General features: G+C 58.8%; 15 protein-coding genes. 7 read left to right on the top strand and 8 right to left on the bottom strand.

Translation table 11 applies throughout. The features are described from left to right. Positions 1–83: 83 nt before the first annotated feature. Positions 84–980 (top strand): LysR family transcriptional regulator, encoded by an 897-nt coding sequence (locus tag NTD80_RS12750; RefSeq protein ID WP_262133875.1) that lies wholly within the window; start codon positions 84–86, stop codon positions 978–980. On the opposite strand, the gene NTD80_RS12755 is transcribed toward NTD80_RS12750, so the two are convergent. From NTD80_RS12755 to NTD80_RS12765, 3 genes are all read right to left on the bottom strand, one after another. Continuing rightward, positions 957–2,153 (bottom strand): iron-containing alcohol dehydrogenase, encoded by a 1,197-nt coding sequence (locus NTD80_RS12755; RefSeq protein WP_262133877.1) that lies wholly within the window; start codon positions 2,151–2,153, stop codon positions 957–959. The two genes, NTD80_RS12750 and NTD80_RS12755, sit on opposite strands and share 24 nt — an antisense overlap. Before the next feature lie 19 nt (positions 2,154–2,172). Beyond that, the gene (locus NTD80_RS12760; protein ID WP_410017413.1) at positions 2,173–3,657 is read right to left on the bottom strand and encodes an APC family permease; all 1,485 of its coding nucleotides are present in this window, start codon (positions 3,655–3,657) and stop codon (positions 2,173–2,175) included. 270 nt (positions 3,658–3,927) lie between these two features. After that, entirely contained in the window at positions 3,928–4,287 is a 360-nt protein-coding gene (locus tag NTD80_RS12765) for a winged helix-turn-helix transcriptional regulator (protein ID WP_065905294.1), read from the bottom strand. A 100-nt stretch (positions 4,288–4,387) separates the two neighbouring features. On the opposite strand from NTD80_RS12765, the gene NTD80_RS12770 reads away from it, so the two are divergent. Further along, a complete protein-coding gene (locus NTD80_RS12770; RefSeq protein WP_065905292.1) occupies positions 4,388–5,137 on the top strand; it encodes an SDR family NAD(P)-dependent oxidoreductase in 750 nt (249 codons plus the stop codon). A gap of 1,209 nt (positions 5,138–6,346) precedes the next feature. Here the strand turns inward: NTD80_RS12770 and NTD80_RS12775 are convergent. The 5 genes from NTD80_RS12775 to NTD80_RS12795 form a co-directional block, all read right to left on the bottom strand. Next, positions 6,347–8,716 (bottom strand): efflux RND transporter permease subunit, encoded by a 2,370-nt coding sequence (locus NTD80_RS12775; RefSeq protein WP_262133879.1) that lies wholly within the window; start codon positions 8,714–8,716, stop codon positions 6,347–6,349. After that, the gene (locus NTD80_RS12780; RefSeq protein ID WP_262133881.1) at positions 8,713–9,834 is read right to left on the bottom strand and encodes a WD40/YVTN/BNR-like repeat-containing protein; all 1,122 of its coding nucleotides are present in this window, start codon (positions 9,832–9,834) and stop codon (positions 8,713–8,715) included. The genes NTD80_RS12775 and NTD80_RS12780 overlap by 4 nt, the downstream gene beginning before the upstream one ends. A 79-nt stretch (positions 9,835–9,913) precedes the next feature. Then, positions 9,914–11,266 (bottom strand): DUF1329 domain-containing protein, encoded by a 1,353-nt coding sequence (locus NTD80_RS12785; RefSeq protein WP_262133882.1) that lies wholly within the window; start codon positions 11,264–11,266, stop codon positions 9,914–9,916. A gap of 26 nt (positions 11,267–11,292) precedes the next feature. Continuing rightward, positions 11,293–13,191 (bottom strand): DUF1302 domain-containing protein, encoded by a 1,899-nt coding sequence (locus tag NTD80_RS12790; RefSeq protein WP_262133883.1) that lies wholly within the window; start codon positions 13,189–13,191, stop codon positions 11,293–11,295. A 240-nt stretch (positions 13,192–13,431) separates the two neighbouring features. Beyond that, positions 13,432–14,625, bottom strand: coding sequence for a citrate synthase (locus NTD80_RS12795; protein WP_262133884.1), 1,194 nt, complete (start codon positions 14,623–14,625; stop codon positions 13,432–13,434). Positions 14,626–14,748: 123 nt separating this feature from the next. Here NTD80_RS12795 and NTD80_RS12800 point away from each other — a divergent pair, with 123 nt between their 5' ends. Genes NTD80_RS12800 through mdtD form a run of 5 tightly spaced genes read left to right on the top strand, consistent with a single transcriptional unit; the run spans position 14,749 to position 20,426 of the window. After that, entirely contained in the window at positions 14,749–16,113 is a 1,365-nt protein-coding gene (locus NTD80_RS12800) for a DUF1446 domain-containing protein (protein ID WP_262133885.1), read from the top strand. 3 nt (positions 16,114–16,116) lie between these two features. Then, positions 16,117–16,428 (top strand): DUF4387 domain-containing protein, encoded by a 312-nt coding sequence (locus tag NTD80_RS12805; RefSeq protein WP_249674067.1) that lies wholly within the window; start codon positions 16,117–16,119, stop codon positions 16,426–16,428. A 40-nt stretch (positions 16,429–16,468) separates the two neighbouring features. Next, entirely contained in the window at positions 16,469–17,890 is a 1,422-nt protein-coding gene (locus tag NTD80_RS12810) for an MFS transporter (RefSeq protein ID WP_262133889.1), read from the top strand. A 39-nt stretch (positions 17,891–17,929) separates the two neighbouring features. Beyond that, a complete protein-coding gene (locus NTD80_RS12815; protein WP_262133891.1) occupies positions 17,930–19,000 on the top strand; it encodes an alpha/beta hydrolase in 1,071 nt (356 codons plus the stop codon). Positions 19,001–19,028: 28 nt separating this feature from the next. Then, a complete protein-coding gene (gene mdtD / locus NTD80_RS12820) occupies positions 19,029–20,426 on the top strand; it encodes a multidrug transporter subunit MdtD (protein WP_262133892.1) in 1,398 nt (465 codons plus the stop codon). Positions 20,427–20,712: the final 286 nt, after the last annotated feature.

The following is a 20,712-nucleotide window of genomic DNA, read 5'->3' on the forward strand; positions in this document are numbered from 1 at the left end:
CGCTGGCACACAAGCAAGATTGACGCTGGCGAAGCGCTCGCGTTGAATGAGCCCCTTCATAAGCCTGCACTCAGGGAATTGCTGTGCTTAGAAATGTCACGGACATGGATTTGCGCCTGCTGCGCATTTTTGCCGTAGTGGTCAGGTGCGGCGGGTTCACAGCGGCCCAGGCCGAGCTGAACATGAGCCAATCGAACATCAGCACGCATATCTCCGGCCTGGAAAAACGCCTCGGTTATCGCATTTGCGAGCGCGGCAAAGGGGGCTTTCGCCTGACCGAAAAAGGCCAGCGCATTCTCAAGGCGTCCTCAGCGCTGTTTGGGGCGGTGGATGCGTTTCGTGATGAGGCCCAAGATTTGGCCGGGCGCCTGGTCGGCGACTTATACCTGGGCCTGGCGGACAACATTGCGACCTTGCCCACGGCCCGTATCGACGCGGCGATTGCGCGGTTCTATGCGCGCGAGCACGACATGCACCTGCACATCTTCGTGAACTCGCCGACGGAGCTGGAATTGGCGGTAATCGATGGGCAACTGGACATGGCCATCTCGTATTTCAGCCGGCCATTGCCGACCCTGGACTACCAGCCGCTCTACAGTGAGGCGATCGGCATTTTTTGTGGCCGCGCGCACCCGCTGTTCGGCGTCGATTCGCCGAGCGTAGACCAACTGCAAGCCTGTGACTGGATCAAGCATGGCTTTCTGCCCGCTGACCAGGTCCTGCCGGTGGTGCCCACGCGCGCGTCGGCCACTGCATACCACATGGAAGCGGTGGCCCACGGTGTCCTCGCCGGGACACACCTGGGTTATCTGCCGGCGCATTACGCGGCGCCCTGGATCGCCAGTGGCCATATGCGGGCGCTGCACCCCGACACCCTGCATTACGCGGTGCAGCACAGCATGATCACGCATATCGGCCACCCACGCAGTGAGGCGGTGCGCGCGTTTATCGAGGATTTACGCGTCGAGCACGAGCGCTAATTCGCCATGCACCGCGTTGCGGAAGATCTGGCTGTATTCATCGGCGCTCAAGGGACGGGCATTGGTGTCGGAGGACGAAATGTCGGCCACCGCCTGCTCACCGACCCACGGCGCGGCGTCTGCCTCCAGGCCGATCTCGCCGAGTGAATGGGGAATGCCCAGTTGCCTGCGTAGCTGCAGTATCCAGCGCAGGAAGCCATCGAAGTCCGCCTGGGGCAGTTCCAGGTAGCGCGCCAGGCGGGCGATGTCATCACTGATCACCGCCCGGTTGGCCACCATTACATAAGGCAGCAGGATCGCATTCAACAACCCATGGTGGCGGTGGTACCGCGCACCCAGCGGATGGGCGAGGGCGTGCACACCACCGAGGCCTTTCTGGAATGCCACCGCGGCCATGGCGGACGCGACCAGCATGCCTTCGCGCGCCACCATGTCCTGGCCATCCGCGCAGGCGGCGGCCAGGTGCTGCTGAATCAGGCGCACGCCCTCGACGGCGACCCCGGCCGACATCGGGTGATACAGCGGTGAGCAGAACGCTTCAATGTGGTGGGTGAGGGCGTCCATGCCTGTCGCGGCAGTGAGCGCCGGTGGCAGTCCACGGGTGAGGATCGGGTCGAGAATCACCGTGGCGGGCAACAGCTCCGGGTGGCTGATCACCTGTTTGATGTTGTGTTCGCTGAGGGTCAGCACCGCTTCCCGGCCCAGTTCCGAACCGGTGCCGGCGGTGGTCGGCAAGGCAATCAGCTTCGGCAACTCCAGGCGCGGAAAGTCCGCCAGGCTTGGGTAGCGCCCGATCACCTGGGACCATTCGAAGCGTTCGAGACCATGCCGATCGACAGCCGCGAGGCTGATGCCTTTGGCTGCATCCATGGCACTGCCGCCGCCGAGGGCGATCAACGAATCATGGCCGCCAGCCTGAAAGGCGCTGACGCCGCGTGCGACGTCGTCCAGCGTGGGGTTGCTGTGAATGTCACTGAACACGGCGAAGGGAATATCCGCCTCGATCAGGTGCGCCTTGAGTAAGGCCAGCGGTTCCAGGGCGAGCATGCCCGGGTCGGTCACCAGCATAGGCTTGCGCATTTCGAGCAAATTGCAGCGTTGCGCGAGGACCGCCAGCGCGTCGGGTCCGCAGAAGATTTCGGTGGGGTAATTCCAATAGTGAAGGGCTGACATCTGAAACTCCGTGTCCAGTTTATTGAGCGCGCAATTGCACGGTGACGCCGCGTTGATACGGCTTGGCCCAGAACAGGTAGATCAACCCGAGCACGGCCAATACCGAGAACACCAGGACCACCGCCCATACCTGGAACCACGGCGCGTCTGGCGGTGCCAACGCCACCCGCGGCCAGGCCACGTTGATGCTTTCGAATATCAGCCAGGCAAAGGCCGCGACGTTGACCGGCAAGCCCCAGCGTCCGAGACTGAAGGTGCCGGGCTCGGGTTTCCAGCGGCCGTTGAGGCGGGCGAGCAGGGCGCAGGTCACCACGATCAGGAAGACAAAGAAGAACCCGCCACTGCCGAACGCGATCAAGGTGCCCACGGCGGTTGCGTTCAACCCCAGGGCCAGGCCGAAGCTGGCGAACAGCGTGCTGAAGACCATCGCGGCGAACGGAACCTTGCGTTTATCCACCCGTCGCAGCAGTGCAGACGCCGGCAGGATTTCGTCGCGGGCCATACCAAACACGGCGCGACCGATATAGGTCTGGACCGAGACGACGCAGGCAATGAACGCCACCAATACAATCGCCACGAAGGGACGCTCAGCCCAGGCGCCGAACGCATCGACCACGGCGGGCGTGACCGGATCGATCACTTGGCCGGAGACCATGGCGGCAGTGTCGGTATAGGACAGTGTCACGGCGAATGCGGTAAGCATCACGGTCAGACCCACCAGAATCATCGAGCGCAGGATCGCGCGGGGCGTCGAGGTGCGGGCGTCGGCGGTTTCTTCGGAGACTTGCGAGCACGCATCAAAGCCCAGAAACGCCCAGCCGCCGACCGCCATGGCGGTGAGGAAACCCGAGAAGTAGGTCCCGTCACTGGTCGACGTCGCGTTCAGGCCTTCCAGCAATATCGAAAACGAATGGTTACGGAAAAACAGCAGCAACAGCACACCAATACCAATCGAGGCGATGGCTTCCGCAACGATTCCTGCGTTGACGAAATACTTCAGCGGGTTGATCCCGAACAGGTTCACCCCCAGCCCCAGCAGTAACAGCACTGCGCCGCTGAACACCTGGGCATTCGCCGCCGGCGGTTCACCGGTAACGAACAGCCACAGCCAAAACCCGCCCAGATACGCCACGGTGGTCAAGGAAGCCAGGGCGGAGGCGAGGTACATGAACCCGGTAAACCAGGCCAGGCGTTCGCCAGCCAGGCGCTTGACCCACTGATAACAGCCACCGGCCAACGGGTACTGCGAGGCAAGCTCGGCGTAAACCAACGCCACCAACAGCTGCAGGGCGAGGCACAACGGCACGATCCACACCCAGGAAGGGCCGGCATTCATGGCGCCCAGCGACATCACCGAATAGATACCCACCACGGGGGAGACCGTGGCGAAACCGACCGAAAACGACGACCACAGCGACAGGCCGCGATGCAGTTGCTGGTCATAACCCTGGCTGTGCAGCAGGCGCTCATCGGCGTTTTGCCGGTCAGACAAATGAGAGGACATAGGTATTCCTTGGGTCGGCAGACACATTATTTTTAGGATCGCCCTTGTGTTCAGGGCGTACCGACGACGCATCCTCCATCACGGGGAGGAGTGAGGAGAGCTTAAGAGAGGCAAACATTTGGGAAAATCCATATGTTTGTAGGCTGGCATCTGGATTTTTTGATGTTTGCGCGGTGCGGGGGATTGCAGTGAAGCTTGTGATTGTTTCGTAACTATATGATTTAATTCAACTAAATAGTCATTTAGTTGAGTTGGCTATCGGGGCAGGGCTCAGGCCTGGGAGAGGGCGGCGGTACGCCGTTCACTGATGCGTTCGACCGTCTGCATATGCTCGGTACCCCAGGCACACAGCCCACCCAGCGCCGTGGCCAGGGAACGGCCGAACGGTGTGAGGGAGTATTCGACCTTGGGCGGAATCTCCTGGAAGTCGACGCGCGCAATGATTTCATCACGCTCCAGTTCCTTGAGTTGCTGAATCAAGACCTTATCGGTCACGCCTCCAATCGCACGTTTGAGCTCGCCATAGCGGTGAACATTTTGCGCCAGGTTGAACAGGACCAAGGGCTTCCATTTACCGCCAATCACCGCCAGCGCAGCTTCAAGCCCGCAGTTGAACGAATTGTTTGCCATGAGGGGGGTTGCTCCCAAGGGGTACTTACTTAAAGGTGCATACTATTCAAAATAATAGCGTGGATCTACAGTTGGGCTTCAACCTTTCCCGGAGTTCATCATGAGCAGGCTCAACGGCAAAATCGCAGTGGTTACCGGCGGCAACAGCGGCATCGGCCTGGCCAGCGCCATACGCTTTGCAGAAGAAGGCGCACAGGTTGTTATCGTGGGGCGTCGCCAAGAGGAATTGGACAAGGCGTTACAGCTGATCGGGCCTGGAGCCATCGCGATCCAGGGCGATATTTCCAACCTGGCGGACCTCGATCGCATCTACGCTCAAGTCAAAGCGACCAAGGGCCGGATCGATATCGTGTTCGCCAACGCAGGGCTCGGCGATTTCCAGCCCATAGGCGCCATCACTGAAGCGTCGTTTGATCGCACGTTTGGCATCAACGTCAAAGGCACGTTGTTCACCGTGCAAAAGGCCTTGCCACTGATGAGCGCAGGCGGCTCGGTGATCCTGACCGGTTCAACCACAGCCACCATGGGCACGCCGGCGTTCAGCGTGTACAGCGCCACCAAAGCCGCACTGCGTAATTTCGCCAGGAGCTGGGCACTGGACCTCAAAGGCACCGGCATCCGCGTCAACGTACTTTCACCCGGGCCAATCTCGACACCGGGCCTGGACCTGGCGCTTTCCGGCACAGGACAGAAAGATGCGATCATCGACGCGATGGTTGCGCAGATCCCACTGGACCGCATCGGCAAACCTGAAGAAGTCGCAGCAGCGGCGTTGTTCCTGGCGTCGGATGAAAGCAGCTTCATGACAGGCAGCGAAATGTTCGTGGATGGAGGCTTTGCGCAGGTTTGATCCAGAGAGGGGTTTTGCCCGTTGAAATCTGATGGGCACTGCCCCTGATTACGCAATGTCGTATTACGCATAATGTATATTATGTTAAACGAGGTGCTATGTTAAAGCCGCCTTCTTCCTGAGAGCCGTCGCCGCTGGTTTAACCGCCTTTGTGACCGTTGCGAAACGAGGACAAAATGAGCGATCGTCGCTCTGGAGGCCTTGTGAATAAAGGCGTTCAGCCCACTTCTCCTGTGCCAAAGCTCACTTTTTTTAACGATATCCGGACACTGATCGGCAGGCATGGATTCTCTAACCCATTGATTTTTATGGAATCATGTTCAAACGGTTGTATGAGGCGTTTCTTTCAATATCGCTTAATTGCGGACACTACTACCGAATCTGCGCGACGATTCGGGGCCATCGAAACCCAATGAAACCGGGGCCTCCAGCCGGCTTTTTGAGATATGAGGACAAAAACCGAGTCGCCGGCCTACTTTGCGAATTCAGGACAAAAACAGAAATTATCTCGGCACGCTTGAACTCTGGCAGCGCGACGGCGCCGATCCTGTCGAGCTATTGAGCGTCTGGGAGCGAGAAAAGCTTGAGCGACTGCTCGCTGAGCTCTGAGCTCTGAGCATGCAACCAAAACGGCAGGTGAATGTTTGGCTACTTCGGTCATCTCGAAATCTGCATCCAACACTGGAGCTATGACATCATTTTCATCAGAGACGATTGCCTCCACGCCTTGATAGGCTTACCAGGATTATCAACCTGCAATACATCAGCTTTAATCTGCACGGCATTTTTACCCAAGCAGGCTTGACCGTTGAAAGCGTGCGGGCAGAATGCCTGATACAAACATCTGATACTCCTTACGGTCTTGGTAACGTTGCTCAAGCCTGCTTGCCGCGAATCATCACATTAGGGGGGCAGTGCAGAAGAAGTCGAAATTAAAACGCTGCAAGAGCGTCTGGATCAGGAGCGTTCAGCCTCATCAGGCCTCTACATCGGCGATATGATGTTCGGAAGCTGGGCACGAAAGGTTTGACTCTTTCAAATGTCGATGCCGCCCACGCGCATTTACGAATGTCCGCCCTTGGGCCGATAGCAACCGAGTACCGTTTCAAAAAATGCATGCTTCTAAACCGCCCAGCAGCGGCTCATAGCCCAGGATTTTAGCGTTTCAAATTTTTATAAACGACCTACTTCCCAACGTATCACCCCCGCTTATCCATTCCCCCTTTTCCCAGCCTTGCCGAAAACCAACACCGAAGCCAACGCTGGCGTCAGCACCAACGTCCCTATCATGTTCCAGATAAACAGCAGCATCAGCAGCATGCCCATGTCCGCCTGAAACTTAAGCGCCGAGAACATCCACGTTGCGACACCCGCCGCCAGCGTCAGCGCGGTGAATACAATCGAAGTACCAGTCGTTTTCAGCGACTCCAGAAAAGCCTCCTGCGGCGCCAGCCCCTGACGCAGAAACCTTTCAATCTTGCTATACAGATAAATCCCGTAATCCACACCAATCCCCACGCCCAGCGCGATCACCGGCAGCGTTGCGATCTTTACCCCCAGCCCCATTTTCGCCATCACCGCTTCGCACAGGACTGTCGACAGATACAGCGGCGCCATCAACGCAAACGCCACTTTCAGCGAGCGGAATTCCCACCACACGACCGCAGTAATAATGATGAACACCAAGATCAGCATCAGCGTTTCCGCGCGCTCGATGACGATGTTGGTAGCAGCCTCGATGCCTGCGCTGCCAGCGGCTTGTAACAGTTTCAGCTCACCGGTGTTGTTCTCGGCGGCGAAAGCGTTGACGGCGTTGACCACGCCGGTCAGGGTTTTTGCCTTGTGATCGGCGAGGTACAGGCTGATCGGTGCGGCACTACAATCGCTGTTGATGAACTCGCTGGCGGCACCGGAGCGCGCGGTGTTCATCACGTAGGGATCACGCGACAGTTCGGCCCATTTCGGGTTGCCTTCGTTGGTCGCCATGATCTTGAAACGCATCGCGTCGTACAGCGATTGCACCGATTCCACTCCCGGCACTTGGCGCATGGTGCGAGCAAAGCGGTTGGCCAGATCGGCGGCGGCGAACCGTGCGCATTGTTCTTGCGGGGTTTTGAAAATCACCACGTACACGTCAGTGCTGGTGGTGTAGTGATCGAGCAGATAAGCGTTGTCGAGATTGTAGCGCGCTTGCGCGCGAAACTCCGGCGCGCCCTTGTCGAGGTCGCCGACCTGCAAGGTCTGACGCGCGTGGTAGCCGTAACCGAGCAACACTAGGCAGGCGAGAATCAGTGGCCAGGCGAAGCGTGGTTCGCACACGCGCGACAGTCGGGTGAACAGCGGCCAAGTGTAGTTCATCCGCCGTTGTTGTTTGCGCAACCCGGCCGGGCTGACACCGACGTACGACATCAACACCGGCAGCAGGAACATCTTGGTAAACAGCGCGACAAATACGCCGATGCTCGCGGTGATCGCCAATTGTTGGATCACGCCGATGTCGACCACCATCAAGGTAATGAAGCCCACGACGTCCGCCAACAACGCCGTCGAACCCGGCAGGAACAACGCTCTGAAAGTGCGGCGTGAAGCCTGCAACGAGGTCACGCCCTTATCCACTTCCACCACCATCAGATTGATGTTCTGCACGGCGTGGCTGATACCGATGGCGAACACCAGAAAAGGCACCAGAATCGAATACGGGTCGAGGCCGAGTCCAAACAGGCTGAGCAGGCCAAGCTGGCAAAGCACCGTCAGCAGACAGGTCAACACAGTGACAGCGGTGCTTCGCCAGCAGCGGCAATAGGCGTACAGCAACAGAGTGATGAGCCCGACGGTGATGGCGAAGAACAGCGCAATATCGCCGAACGCTGCCAACAGATCACCAATGATCTGCGCGAAACCGATGACCCGGATATGCACGCCCTGGGCGTCGAAGCGCTCGCGTACCTGCTGCTCCAGATTCTGTGCGAGTACGCCGTAGTCCAATGGCTTGCCGGTTTGCGGGTCGTTCTCCAGCAGCGGTACGCGGATCACCACCGACTTGAAGTCGTTGCCGACAAAGCTACCGAGCATGTTGGCCCTAACAATGTTTTGCCTGACTTGCGCGAGTGCCTGCGGCCCGCCGTCGTAATCATCTGGAATCACCCGCCCGGCACGGATGCCCTCGTTGGTGACTTCGGCCCACAACGCATTTGGCGTCCACAGTGACTTGAGGTTGCCGCGATCGACGCCAGGCACGTAGAAGATCGCATCATTGATTTCGCGCAGGGTTTCAAGGAACGCCTTATTGACGATATCGCCCTGCGGATTTTCCACCACGACGCGCAATACGTTACTTTGCGGGCGCAGCACGTCTTCGAATTTCAGGTAGTTGGCGACAAAGGGATGATGCATCGGAATCATCCGGTTGAAACTGGCATCCGGGCGCAACGACAGCGCGGCGAATCCGAGCAACAGCGACACCAGTGCAAACACAACGAGCACCGTTTTGCGGTAGCCGAACAACGCATGTTCAAGATGCCCAACCAGGCGCGAAGCGAGGCCTGCGTGATGCACATCGACATTCAGTTTGGCGTTCATTGCAGGTGCTCCTTGAGCTCTGCCAAGGATTGGACTTTTAGACCTCCACTGCCGATCAGCGCGACTTGCGAGGCGGACATCTGCCCCACGCCAAGCAACGGCAAGCGGCTAGACGAACGCCAGACTTTGAAGTGTTCGCCGTCGTCGCTGTACAACACCACGCCACCCTGCCCGGCCAGCAAAACACTGCCGTCCACAAGTTGCTGCCCGCCATACAACGCAGCTTTGACTGGGTTGACCAGCGCTTGCCAAGTGGCGCCGGTATCGTGACTGGTAAACAGCGCGCCGCCAAACCCCATGGCCAGTACGTTGCCGTTTTTCAACGCCAACAGTTTGTAGATCGATGCAGGCCCGAGCGTAATTGGTGTTTGCCAATGCGCACCGTTGTCCGCTGAGCGATACACGCGCCCGCCCTCACCCGCGATCAACAAGGTGCCATCGGCCAGGCCGAGAAGCGCATTCAGGTGCAAGCGATCCGGGTTGTCCACGCCGGACTGATATTGCCAACGACGGCCAGCATCGATCGTCGACAACAACACCCCGTAAGAACCCACCGCCCAACCTTGATTGGCGTCGCGAAACCACACGTCGAGCAAGGGCCGCGACGCGCCGCCGGCAGTCGCCGCCTTAGCGTCGTCGACCGCGAACTGCGCGTTTTCCAGAGCGAGGCCTAGCGCGCTGTCATCCGGATGGGCGGCTTTTTCCTCGAGCAGTCGCTTCACTTCACCTTCCGCAGACTCATTGAGCAGCGCGTTGATCTCGTTGCCGTCGAGCTGCTTTTGCCAGGTCTTGCCGCTGTCAGCGCTGTGCAGAATCACCCCGTCATGCCCCACCGCCCAGCCGTTTTGGCCGTCAACGAAATGCACGGCCGTCAGTAACAAATCCACGGGCACTTGGGCTTGTTCGACCCGGCCATCCGCGCCGAGCAACAGAATATGGCCGCTGTCACCGACCATCACCTGGAGGTCAGGTAATGTCTGAATCGACGTCAGCGCCGAGCGACTGGTTGCATCCGACATCGGCGACGGGCGTTGCAGACGATCCGGGGCCGCAACGGCCAGACTGGCGCTCAACAAAAACGCCAGGCCCAGCGCCGGCAACGAAATCAAACTTTTCATCGCGAAGTTGTCTCTGGAATAAAGGGCGCAACACTCGACGTGGCCGTTTGCACGACCACGCTTATTCACTCGTCAGCAATCAGTTACCGGCGCGGCGCAGGGCCGCCGGGCTGAAGTCCTGCAACGTCGTGTGTACGCCGAAACGCTCGGCACGTTCCTGGTTGGCCAGGCCGTTGACCACGTAGCTGCGCGATTGCAGGTCATACGCCACGTCGCTGATGGCGATGCTCGACAGAACATCGAAACGCTGCAACGAATGCGCTTCCTGCATGCGCCACAATTCACCGCGACCATCGAACAAGTCAGTGGCCAGAATCGCCCAGCTGTCTTCGTCGATGTACAGCGTGCGTTTGCCATAGATGTGGCGCGCACCTGGCTTCAACGTCCCTTCCACCACCCACACACGGTGGGTTTCATAGCGAATCAGATCCTGGTTGAGATGCTCTGGCTTGACGATGTCACTGTACTGCAACGAACGGTCGGCCAGCTTGTAAGTGTTGTAGGCGACGAGCATTTCTTTCTTGCCGACCAGTTTCCAGTCGTAGCGGTCGAAAGCGCCGCTGTACATGTCGTACATGTCATAGGTGCGCAGCCCGTCGGACAAACCATCAAAACTGTCGTAACCCAACTCGGGCGCGCGCATAACGCGGCGTTGCCCTGGGTTGTACTGCCAGGCCAGACGCGGTTCCTTGACCTGATCCATCGGCTCGTGCAGCAGCGTTTGTTGACCAGCAACGCTGTCCGGCCCGGTCACTTTAAGCAGGTAGTAATACAGCCGATTCGGTTCAGGATTGCCCAGCGCTGAGGCCATGGCGAGTGTTGCGTCGCGATGGATCACGGTGAAGTTGCCGCCCGGTTTGACTACCATTTCCGTCGGAAAATATTGGTAGCCTCCCTGGCGATAGCGCGCCAAGTGGTTGTAGAGCAACTCCTGCGGCTTGGTCGGAATCGGGAACGGCACGCTGGTTTTCTCGTAGTTGGCCATGCCCGAGCCGCTGTCATTGAGGACGACCTTGCCGGCCTCCTGCTTGATTTGCGCGTACTCACTGGCCGGCAACGCGACTGATCGATGGGTCGGGTAAACGAGCATCTTGTAGCCGGGGAACTTCTGCAACATGGCTTTGTAGCCGGCGGTCAACTGGTCGGCGTATTGGCCCATGTTCGCGGCAGTGATGGTGTACAGCGGCTTGTCATTGGCGTACGGATCACCATAACTCTTGCCGGCGACGTAACCCTGCGGCGCCTGGGTCAGACCACCCGTCCAGGCCGGAATCGTGCCGCTGGCATTACCGGACATCTGTGCACCGAACGGTGTCAGATCCTGGCCCAGACGTGCCACATCGACGGCACTTGCTTGAGCCAGCGCCATGGCGCTGATGACGGAGAGCATGCTGCCCATGACCGTCAGGCAAATCATTTTTGTTGTTTTCATTGGATGCCTCGTTGTCCGAATGCTGGTTAGAAACCCATGCTTACGCTGAGCGCGACGAAGTCTTTGTCGGTTGACGCCCACGGCGAGCTTCCACTGCCCGACCACGACAGGTCAGCAGAGTATTTCTGCAGGTAATCAGCCTTGACGCCCGCCGATCCGGCGATGCGCCCTTCAATGAAGTTGCTGTCGTACGAATAACCCTGCAAATCCTGACCAAAGGCCACGTAAGGCGAGACGTTGACGCCGGCTAGCAGCGAGTTGTAGGTCAGCTGTGCACGCAGGCGATACCCCGAAGAAAATTTCGTGGTGTAGCCGTCTTTCGAGCAGCCGAGCTTGGCGTATGTAGGGTTGGATCGTGTTCCCAGTGCGCAACCCAACGCACTCCCGTTGGATAGGTCGGAACCGTACTGGTCGGTACGATTGAAACGCGCGTCGTCCAGGCTCGGCAGGTTGTTCATGTACTTCATGCCGAACTCGCCGACCAGGTTCAACGCGTTGGCACCCAACACGTTCTGGAACGACTTGACCGCACCAATCGACATCTGGGTCACTTTGAGCCGTTCATAACCGTTGACCACCGTGCCCGGCGCGTAGTTTTGATACGCCTGATCCGCGAGGGTGATGCCCAGCGCCCGACCCTGATCTGGCGGCAGCGCGGCGAACCCGGCAATAAGGTCAGCACTAGCCAACTGCACCGGTTGGTTGGGGCGATAGCTCACTTCGCCGAATACCGACGTACTCAACAACGTGGTCGAAAAGCTCAGGCCGAAAATACGCACATCTTCCGGATAGCTCACGCTGTAAGCACCGTTGCCCGCCGCCAGCTCGGGGCTGCTGGTCGGGCTAACCCAACCGGGATAAGGCCCGGTGGCAATCGAACGCGTGCCGATCACCGAGTTGGAATACGGCGTGCGCGAGTGAATGTTCATCGCGTACGCGCCGAACTCAGTATCAAGCGTGTCTGAGAAATAGCGCAGGGCCGCACCAAACTGGCCCATGTCCCGCGGCTCTTTATCTGGCCCGCGCTGGATGATCTGGCCGTTGGCGAAGGATTCGCGATCATTGGCGCCGGCGCGTGGCACGCCGTAGCAACCGTCAGGAATGTAGTCGTTTGTCGAAAAGAACGTGCCGCAGCCTTCGAGCACGGTTTTGCGCCACTCCAACTGATAGAAGGATTCCACGCTCAGGCTGTCGGTCAAACCGAAGTTGCCGTACAGCATCGGCACCGGAAGCAAGCCTTCCTTCAGTTGCGAACCCGGACGGCGCAGGGCCGCGACGTCGATCGGGTTGACGGCATTGATACCGTTCTGGAAGAACAGGCCTTCACCCCAGTTCACCACTTGATTACCGAGGCGAACATTGAGCGGACGGCCGTCAATGTCGTAGTTGCCGTACACATAGGCATCCAGCAACTCGACACCCTGGAACTTGGCAAGCTTATCGTAGTGATCGTCGTTGAGCGTGTGATTGGGCTGGTAACCGTTGGCGGAGCTGCCGTAGTCGACTTCCTTGTGATTAAGGGTGTAGTCGTACCAAGCCTTGCCGCGCAGGAATAATCCGTAGTTCTGCCATTTGAGCTCGGTTTCCGCCAGCAAGGTCACCGGCGAAGAAACCACTTCGCCGGGTTTGTGGAAGTTCAGGCGACTGTCGTCCGACGTGCGCCCGCCGCCGTTGCTGAACTGACCGGCATGGCCATAACCGATGCTGTTGGCGCTGCCCTGGTTGATCGCTGAGGTCGTCGGGCTTTGTGTACTCCAGATCGCGCCGGCGGTGATGTTGCCGTTGTAGCGACCGGTGATGTCACCGAATTCGAAATCGTCGGCGTGGACGCTGAACGATATGGCGCAGGCTAACGGGGTCAAGGCCAGCAACGTGGTGCCGAGCCAAGGGGAGTCAGTAAATGACAGACGCGTGCGTGGTGACATGCAGCAGCTCCTATTATTTTTGTTTTGAGTTGTGGCGCGGCATTTCGTGATCGTCAGTCAGGCTTAAACATTGACGAATACAAAATACATTGATTTCAACTTGACGACGGCGAGCCTAATCAATCAAGTAATCAGTGTAAATCTGTACGAATTTTGTCAATGCTCAGGGCTGTGCGAAGCGGCGATGGCCACCGTGACTCAATAGGAGTGCAAAGCCCGCACGTGGCGGGCTGGGGAGGATCAGTCCGGCAGGATGCCGGTGTATTTAGCGCGGGGGCGGATCAGCGTTTGGTGGTGATATTGTTCGCTGGCATGGGCCAGCCAGCCGATTACCCGGCCGATTCCCGGCAACGCCAACTCGCGCCCTTCGAGCTTTAGTTTGCGCCCGACGAAGCTGAGTAGCAGGATGAAATCCGGTGGTTGCTGAAGCAATTCCTGGGCGATCTGCGCGGCTTTCAGCAAGCGTTGAAACTCAATATCGCCGGCGAACAAATCTTGCAGCGTCAGCCACAGGCTTTGCGCTCTGGGGTCTGCGACACCGTGCATGTTCGAGCCAAAACCGGGGATCGCCTCCCCTTCCCGGTAGCGCTGCAACACCGGATCCTGAGCATTGTGCGCTGTACAGATTTCTTCCAGCAGACGACCAACGGTTTCACCGCGACTGTAGGCAAGTCGCCGCCCACGCGAAGCGGCCAGCCCGATGATCGCCGCGTAGTACGGTGTAACGCCGGTATTGGCGGCTGCGCGCACGGTGTAGGTCGACGGGTCGAGTTCGTGATCCATCGACAGAATGACCACCTGGCGTACCAGGTCTTCGAACGCGCTGTCGACCCCCAACGCGTTCACGATAAACGTCGGCAACGGTTGCGTACTGGGCCCTTCGGCGCCGACCATCAGCGCCGCCAGCCAACGCACAACGTCGACACCGGTGCGGGCATAGCCTTCGGGCGACAGGTCGTAAGCCTTGGGGTTTTCCCGCTCGATCAATGGGAACAAGGCAATGGCTTTTTCGACCGGGTGCATCTCCGCGTACGCCTTCAGCAACGGGGTTGCAGCTTTCGGGCGCTTGGGCAACGTGTCACCGAACGCTCCCGGCGATTGCCACATCAGTTCGGCCACTTCTTCAACGCTGGCAGTCTCCGCCAATTGCGCGACATCTTGGCCCCGGTAGTACAAACCTTTGTCGGTCAACAGCGTGATCGCACTTGAAGCAGCGACGCGCGGAGGCTCGGTCACCGTGGTGATCACATCGTTTTTCGGCTTGGCCAAACGCTGAATATCCGCTGCCCAATATCGGCGACTGCGTGAACCATCAACCTTCAATGAACGAATGTTTTTGCGACTGACGTAGGCGTACAGCGTCGCCAGGCTGATGCCAAGAATCGCCGCAGCCTCGTCGGCGGACAGGTATAAACCGTCTTCAGGAGTTTCCATTTCAGGCTCTCGCGTTGATGAATTTTGTACAGATTTACAGCGTGCAGACTGCACTATATCTTCGCCCCAACAAAAATAAAGTACATATATTGATCTATATATGTAGGCGTAAAGGGGAGCATTGTGGAAATACGCGTTCTGGCACCTACCGGCGTAATCGGCGCCGGCTTCAAGGCAACTTCTCTGGAACGGGGCCTCGCCCTCGCCCCTCATGTCATCGCCTGCGATGCCGGCTCCACGGATTCCGGCCCTTCAGCCCTGGGCAGTGGCCGCGCCAAACTCTCACGCGACGCCTGCAAACGTGATTTGCGTCTGCTGTTACTGGGCCGAGACAAACTGCAAATCCCTTTGATCATCGGTTCCTGCGGCACCAGCGGACGCGACAGCGGCGTCGACTGGATGGCTGACATCGCCCTGGAAATTGCTGACGAAGAAGGCCTGCATTTCAAACTCGGCCTGATCTACGCCGACCAGCCCGCTGCCTATTTGCACCAGCGCCTTGAACAAGGCCGGATCAAACCGCTCAACCCTGCGCCAATACTGGACGCCGCCGTTATCGATAGCAGCCACATCGTCGGCATGATGGGCACCGAACCGTTGAGCGCAGCACTCGATCAAGGCGCGCAAGTCATTCTCGCCGGTCGCGCCAGTGATTCGGCGTTGTACGCCGTGGTGCCGGAGCGCATGGGCGCCGACCGTGGGCTGACCTGGCACGCCGCCAAGACCATCGAGTGCGGCGCGGCGTGCTGCGTCAACCCGGCAGCCGATGGCTTGATCGCCTATATCCGCGACGATCATTTCGAAATCGAGCCGCTGGATCTTGACGCTAAAGTCACTCCACTATCGGTCGCGGCGCACACCCTTTATGAGAACGCCAACCCATACCTGCTGACTGAGCCGTCCGGCGTCGTCGACACCGAAGCCGCCGTCTATACGGCGCTCAGCGATCGCACGGTGAAAGTCAGTGGTTCGGCATTTCACCCGGCGGATGTCTATACGATCAAACTGGAAGGCGCGCAGCCCAACGGTTTTCAGACCGTGGTGGTCGGCGGGATTCGCGATCCCAACGTGTTTATGGCGCTGGATAAACTGCTGCCCAAAGCCCAGCAATACTTCAACGCGCGCATCGCCGATCTGTTCGGCGGCCGCTTGCAGCCGGGCGACTACGACATCAATTTCCGCCTGTATGGCATGGGCGTGGTGATGGGCCCGCTGGAAGTCGAGAAGGCGCCCTCGCCCAACGAAATCGGCGTACTGATCACCGTGACTGCGCCGACCCAGGAATACGCCAGCAAGATCGCCAGTTTCGTCGCCCACGTCAGCGCACACCTGCCGGTGCCGGGCTACGAAGGCTTGATCAGCACCATCGCTTACCCGTTCTCGCCACCGGAAATGGAGCGCGGCCAGGTCTATCGCTTCAGCGTCAACCACGTGCTGCTCCCCGACAATCCGCTGGAAATGTTCCGCACCAAGCTCTTGGAGGTTTGACCCATGACCACTGTTTCGCAACTCTGCAGCCTGGTGCGTTCGAAGAACGCCGGCCCGTTTGTATTGACCTTCGACCTGATGTTCACCAACGAAGACAACTACGCCCGGGTACGGCGTACGCAGCCAATCACTCGCGCCCTGCTGGCGGAGCTTTATCAGCAGAAAGAAGAAGACATCGTGCTGGTCTATCACGATGCTGCGCGCGCGATCAAAGCGTCGTTCCCGCGCCCGGTGTATCAAGGCGAACTCGCCGACAGCGACTGCTACGGCGGCCAACAGTACGTGCCGCTGTTGTCCATCGCCGTTCCGGAGTAAGTCGGTTTAGCCAGACTCACACGATAATAAGGATAAAAAAATGAGTGCTGCTTTAGGTTCTGTCGCGACCGCCACGCCCAGTGCGCTGAGTGGTGAAATGATCGCTGCGCGCCTTGACCGGTTGCCGGCCAGCAAAAGCCTCTGGCGTTTCGTCACGCTGTTGGCGCTCGGTGGTTTCTTTGAAACCTTCGAGATGTTTTCCACCTCGTTCGTCATCCCCGGGATGGTACGTAGTGGCGTGCTGTTGAGCACCACCGACAGCTTCTTTGCCCTCAACGGCGCGGCGGCTTACATTGCCGCAACCTTTATCGGGCTGTTCATCGGCACGCTGGGGTTCGGCATGATCGCCGACAAGTTTGGCCGTCGTGCGGTGTTCACTTACGCCCTGATCGGCTATGCCTTGTGTTCGCTGATCATGGCTTGCCAGACCGGCCCGCTGGGCTTGAACTTCTGGCGCCTGATGACCGCGATTGGCCTCGGAGTCGAGGTGATTGCCATCGACGCTTACCTGAGTGAACTGGTGCCGCCGACCTTGCGCGGACGCGCATTTGCCATCAACCGGATCATGTCCTATCTGGCCGTTCCAGCCTGCGGCATCACCGCCTACCTGTTTGTGCCGCATGAACCGCTGGGCATTGATGGCTGGCGTTGGGTGATCGCCATTGGCGCAGTCGGTTCGTTGCTGGTGTGGGTGCTGCGTCGCAAGCTGCCAGAAAGCGCGCGCTGGCTGGCAGACAAAGGTCGTTTGCAAGAAGCCGATGCCGAAGTCAGCCGCATGGAGCGTACGGTTGAGCAGGAAACCGGCCGGCCGCTGCCTGCGGCGATCCCGACGACCAAGGTGCAGGTGGTACACAAAAGCAGTTTCCGCGAACTATGGAGCCCGCGTTACCGCACGCGCACGATCATGCTGGTGCTCTTTCACGTGTTCCAGGCCATGGGCATTTATGGCTTCCTGAATTGGGCACCAACATTTCTCATCGAACAGGGTGTGACGGTTAGCAAAAGCCTGGCGTATACGGTGGTGATGGGATGCAGCGCACCGCTCGGGCCGATTCTGGCGCTGTTCTTTGCGGATCGCATCGAGCGCAAATGGCAGATCGTTTTTGGTGCCATGCTGATCGCCGTCGCGGGCCTGTCGTTTGCCGAGTTCCGTGTGCCGCTGCTGATCATTGCCTGCGGCGGTCTGTTGACCATGGGCACAACGATTCTTTCGGTCGGCTATCACGCTTATCAGTCGGAACTGTATCCGACGCGGATTCGCGCGATGGCGGTAGGTTTTGTCTATTCCACCGGCCGCCTCGGTGGCAGTCTCAGCGGTTTCATGATTGCCTTCGCCATGGGCCACTTCGGCGTGCAGTCCGCGCTGATTGCGGTGGCTGGGTGCATGGTCATCTGTGCCCTGTCGGTGGCATTGTTAGGGCCGCTCACCCGTGACCAGACACTCGAACAGATCAACGACTGAAACCCGTGTGTTTTTTCACCCGTTGTTTGGATGTGAATGATGAATAACAACAAGACTGAAACCATTGCCCACGACTTTTTCTACATCGGCGGTGAATACATAGGCCCGCCCGGCAAAGAAGTCATGAGCGGGCAGATGTATGTCGAGGTACTCAGGCCCGCCACGGTGACGCGCCGCTATCCGCTGATGTTCGTGCATGGCACCGCGCAAACCGCGACCAACTGGCTGAAAACCCCGGACGGTCGCCCGGGCTGGGCGCGGATCTTCGTCGATCTCGGCTATGAGGTTTATCTGGTTGATCAGCCAGCGCGCGGCCGCTCGCCTTGGCACGCGCAACTGGACGGTGAGTTGAGTGTTGCCCCGGTGGTGGTTGTCGAGCGCTACTTCACCGCCACCACTCAAGGTGAATGGCCGCAAGCGAAGAAGCACACGCAGTGGCCCGGCACCGGTCGCAAAGGCGATCCAGTGTTCGATGCTTTTTACGCCACGCATGTGCCTTACATTGCCGATAGCGCAAAAAGTCAGCAATTGTTCCAGAACGCCGGGGCGGCGTTGCTGGATAAAATCGGTGAAGCGATTCTGATCACCCACTCGCAGTCGGGGCCTTATGGCTGGCTGCTGGCGGATGTCCGCCCGTCCTTGGTGAAAGCCGTGGTGTCCATCGAGCCACAAGGCCCGCCGGTGGTGAACATGTCGATGCAGCAGGCGCAGAAAGGCGAAAGCCAGACGCTGGACGACACACAGCGCCGTCGCTGGGGCATTGCCGACATTGAGTTGACCTACGCGCCGCCATTGCTCGCAGACCAGCAATTGGCGGTGGTTCGCAGCCCAGCCACTCGAGCCGATCGGCTGCCCGGCTGGTTGCAGCAGGAACCGGCGCGGCAATTGATCAATCTGCAAGCCATCCCGTTTCTGATCGTCACTGGCGAAGCGTCTTTCCATGCGCTTTACGACCACGCGACTGCCGCGTATCTGCAACAGGCCGGCGTGCCGGTGACTCACTGGCAGCTCGAAGAGTTTGGCATCACCGGCAACGGTCACATGCTGATGCTGGAGCATAACAGCGCGGAAATTGCCGAGCGCCTGAACCTCTGGATCGCTGATATTTGAGCCGTGTTGCCTCACAGGAACCTCGTGGATGTTGACCACAGAAGTAACACCGCAAACCAGCCGGTCGTTGTTGTGGCTGGTGGCGGGCGGCCTTTTCATGCTCACCCTCGATGCCACGATCGTCACTACCGCGCTGCCGGCGATGGCACGCAACCTCGGTGAAAGTCCGCTGAGCATGCAATCGGTCATCGTCGCCTACGTGATGACCATGGCCCTGCTGATTCCGGCCTCGGGTTGGCTGGCGGATCGTTTCGGCACACGCCGCACTTACATCACGGCGATTGCCTTGTTCACCGTGGGTTCGCTGTGCTGCGGGATGGCGCAATCGCTTGATCAATTGCTGATTGCTCGCATCCTGCAGGGCGTGGGCAGTGCGTTGATGTTGCCGGTCGGACGGCTGGCGGTGATCCGTATGTTTACCGGCAGCCGCCTGTTGCCGGCGATCAGCTTTGTCACTATTCCCAGTCTCATCGGCCCTTTGATCGGCCCGGCACTGGGCGGCTGGATGGTACAGTTCACCAGCTGGCAGTGGATTTTTCTGATCAACGTACCGGTGGGACTACTTGGCGTGCTCGGCGCCTGGAAATACATGCCGGGGCAACCGTTGACCGGGCTCGGCCGTTTCGATTTCGTCGGCTACGGCTTGCTGGGCGCGGGCATGTTCTGCCTCACCCTCGCACTTGATGGCATTGCCAGTTTCGGTTTTGACTGGCGTGTGGCATCGACGCTGGCTATAGCCGGTCTGGCTGCTCTTGCGGGCTATTGGCAACATGCTCGTCGCCATCGAGCGCCGTTGTACCCGCTGAATTTATTAACGGTCGACAGTTTGCGCATTGGCTTGGTCGGCAATTTCGTCGCACGCCTAGGCTGTTCGTCGACGCCGTTTTTGCTGCCACTATTCCTGCAAGTCGCGCAAGGCTACTCACCGCTCAACGCCGGGTTACTGATGCTCCCCGTCGCATTGACCGGCATCGCCGTGAAGTCGTTGACCAACCGGCTGGTGACGCGCATGGGATACCGGTGCTTTCTGGTCGCCAATACTTTGCTCATTGGCTTGACCATCAGCAGCTTCGCGAGCGGGCACGAGCCACGGGGTGTCGCGTTGCAAGTGTTGGCGCTGTGCATTTTCGGCGCGCTGAATTCCCTGCAACTCACCGCCATGAGCACGCTGACGCTCAAGGATCTTGGCACCCATCAGACCAGCAGTGGCAACAGCGCGCTGACCATGGTGCAAATGTTATCCATGGGCATGGGCGTGTCATGTGCAGGGGGACTGCTAGTGTTTTTCAGCCACTGGTTTGCGGGGCAGCCTGAAGTGATAGGCATGGCGTTTCGCGCTACATTCGCTTTCATGGGCGCTCTAACACTGTTTTCGACAGGGATATTCTGGCGATTGAAGACCAACCCGGTAATGGGAAACAGCTAAACATTCGCTGGAGGGTTTCGCTCCTATCGACAGATGAAGCAACTTCGACAGATCGAAACAGTTGAAATGATGATCTCCGCTAACTGTTTTACGCGTAATTACGATCGAATGGTTTTGGCGGTGTGGCGACCCGAAATGATGGTTGGAGGTAAAGAAAAAGGTAAGTGACGTCAGTGCCAGCTATCTGAGCCGCTACTATGCAGAACTGTTGGAGGAGCTGGTATCGATCATGGAAGCGGTCACCTCCGATGCCAGGCAACTTGAATGGGAATAGTATTCACCTGCT

Source organism: Pseudomonas sp. 13B_2.1_Bac1, from assembly GCF_025466155.1.
Taxonomy (GTDB): domain Bacteria; phylum Pseudomonadota; class Gammaproteobacteria; order Pseudomonadales; family Pseudomonadaceae; genus Aquipseudomonas; species Aquipseudomonas aylmerensis.

Bases quoted from the DNA above. Each gene is read 5' to 3' on its own strand.
- NTD80_RS12755 (WP_262133877.1), bottom strand. From the start codon at position 2,153: ATGTCAGCCCTTCACTATTGGAATTACCCCACCGAAATCTTCTGCGGA.
- NTD80_RS12760 (WP_410017413.1), bottom strand. From the start codon at position 3,657: ATGTCCTCTCATTTGTCTGACCGGCAAAACGCCGATGAGCGCCTGCTG.
- NTD80_RS12765 (WP_065905294.1), bottom strand. From the start codon at position 4,287: ATGGCAAACAATTCGTTCAACTGCGGGCTTGAAGCTGCGCTGGCGGTG.
- NTD80_RS12770 (WP_065905292.1), top strand. From the start codon at position 4,388: ATGAGCAGGCTCAACGGCAAAATCGCAGTGGTTACCGGCGGCAACAGC.
- NTD80_RS12775 (WP_262133879.1), bottom strand. From the start codon at position 8,716: ATGAACGCCAAACTGAATGTCGATGTGCATCACGCAGGCCTCGCTTCG.
- NTD80_RS12780 (WP_262133881.1), bottom strand. From the start codon at position 9,834: ATGAAAAGTTTGATTTCGTTGCCGGCGCTGGGCCTGGCGTTTTTGTTG.
- NTD80_RS12785 (WP_262133882.1), bottom strand. From the start codon at position 11,266: ATGAAAACAACAAAAATGATTTGCCTGACGGTCATGGGCAGCATGCTC.
- NTD80_RS12790 (WP_262133883.1), bottom strand. From the start codon at position 13,191: ATGTCACCACGCACGCGTCTGTCATTTACTGACTCCCCTTGGCTCGGC.
- NTD80_RS12795 (WP_262133884.1), bottom strand. From the start codon at position 14,625: ATGGAAACTCCTGAAGACGGTTTATACCTGTCCGCCGACGAGGCTGCG.
- NTD80_RS12805 (WP_249674067.1), top strand. From the start codon at position 16,117: ATGACCACTGTTTCGCAACTCTGCAGCCTGGTGCGTTCGAAGAACGCC.
- NTD80_RS12810 (WP_262133889.1), top strand. From the start codon at position 16,469: ATGAGTGCTGCTTTAGGTTCTGTCGCGACCGCCACGCCCAGTGCGCTG.
- NTD80_RS12815 (WP_262133891.1), top strand. From the start codon at position 17,930: ATGAATAACAACAAGACTGAAACCATTGCCCACGACTTTTTCTACATC.
- mdtD (WP_262133892.1), top strand. From the start codon at position 19,029: ATGTTGACCACAGAAGTAACACCGCAAACCAGCCGGTCGTTGTTGTGG.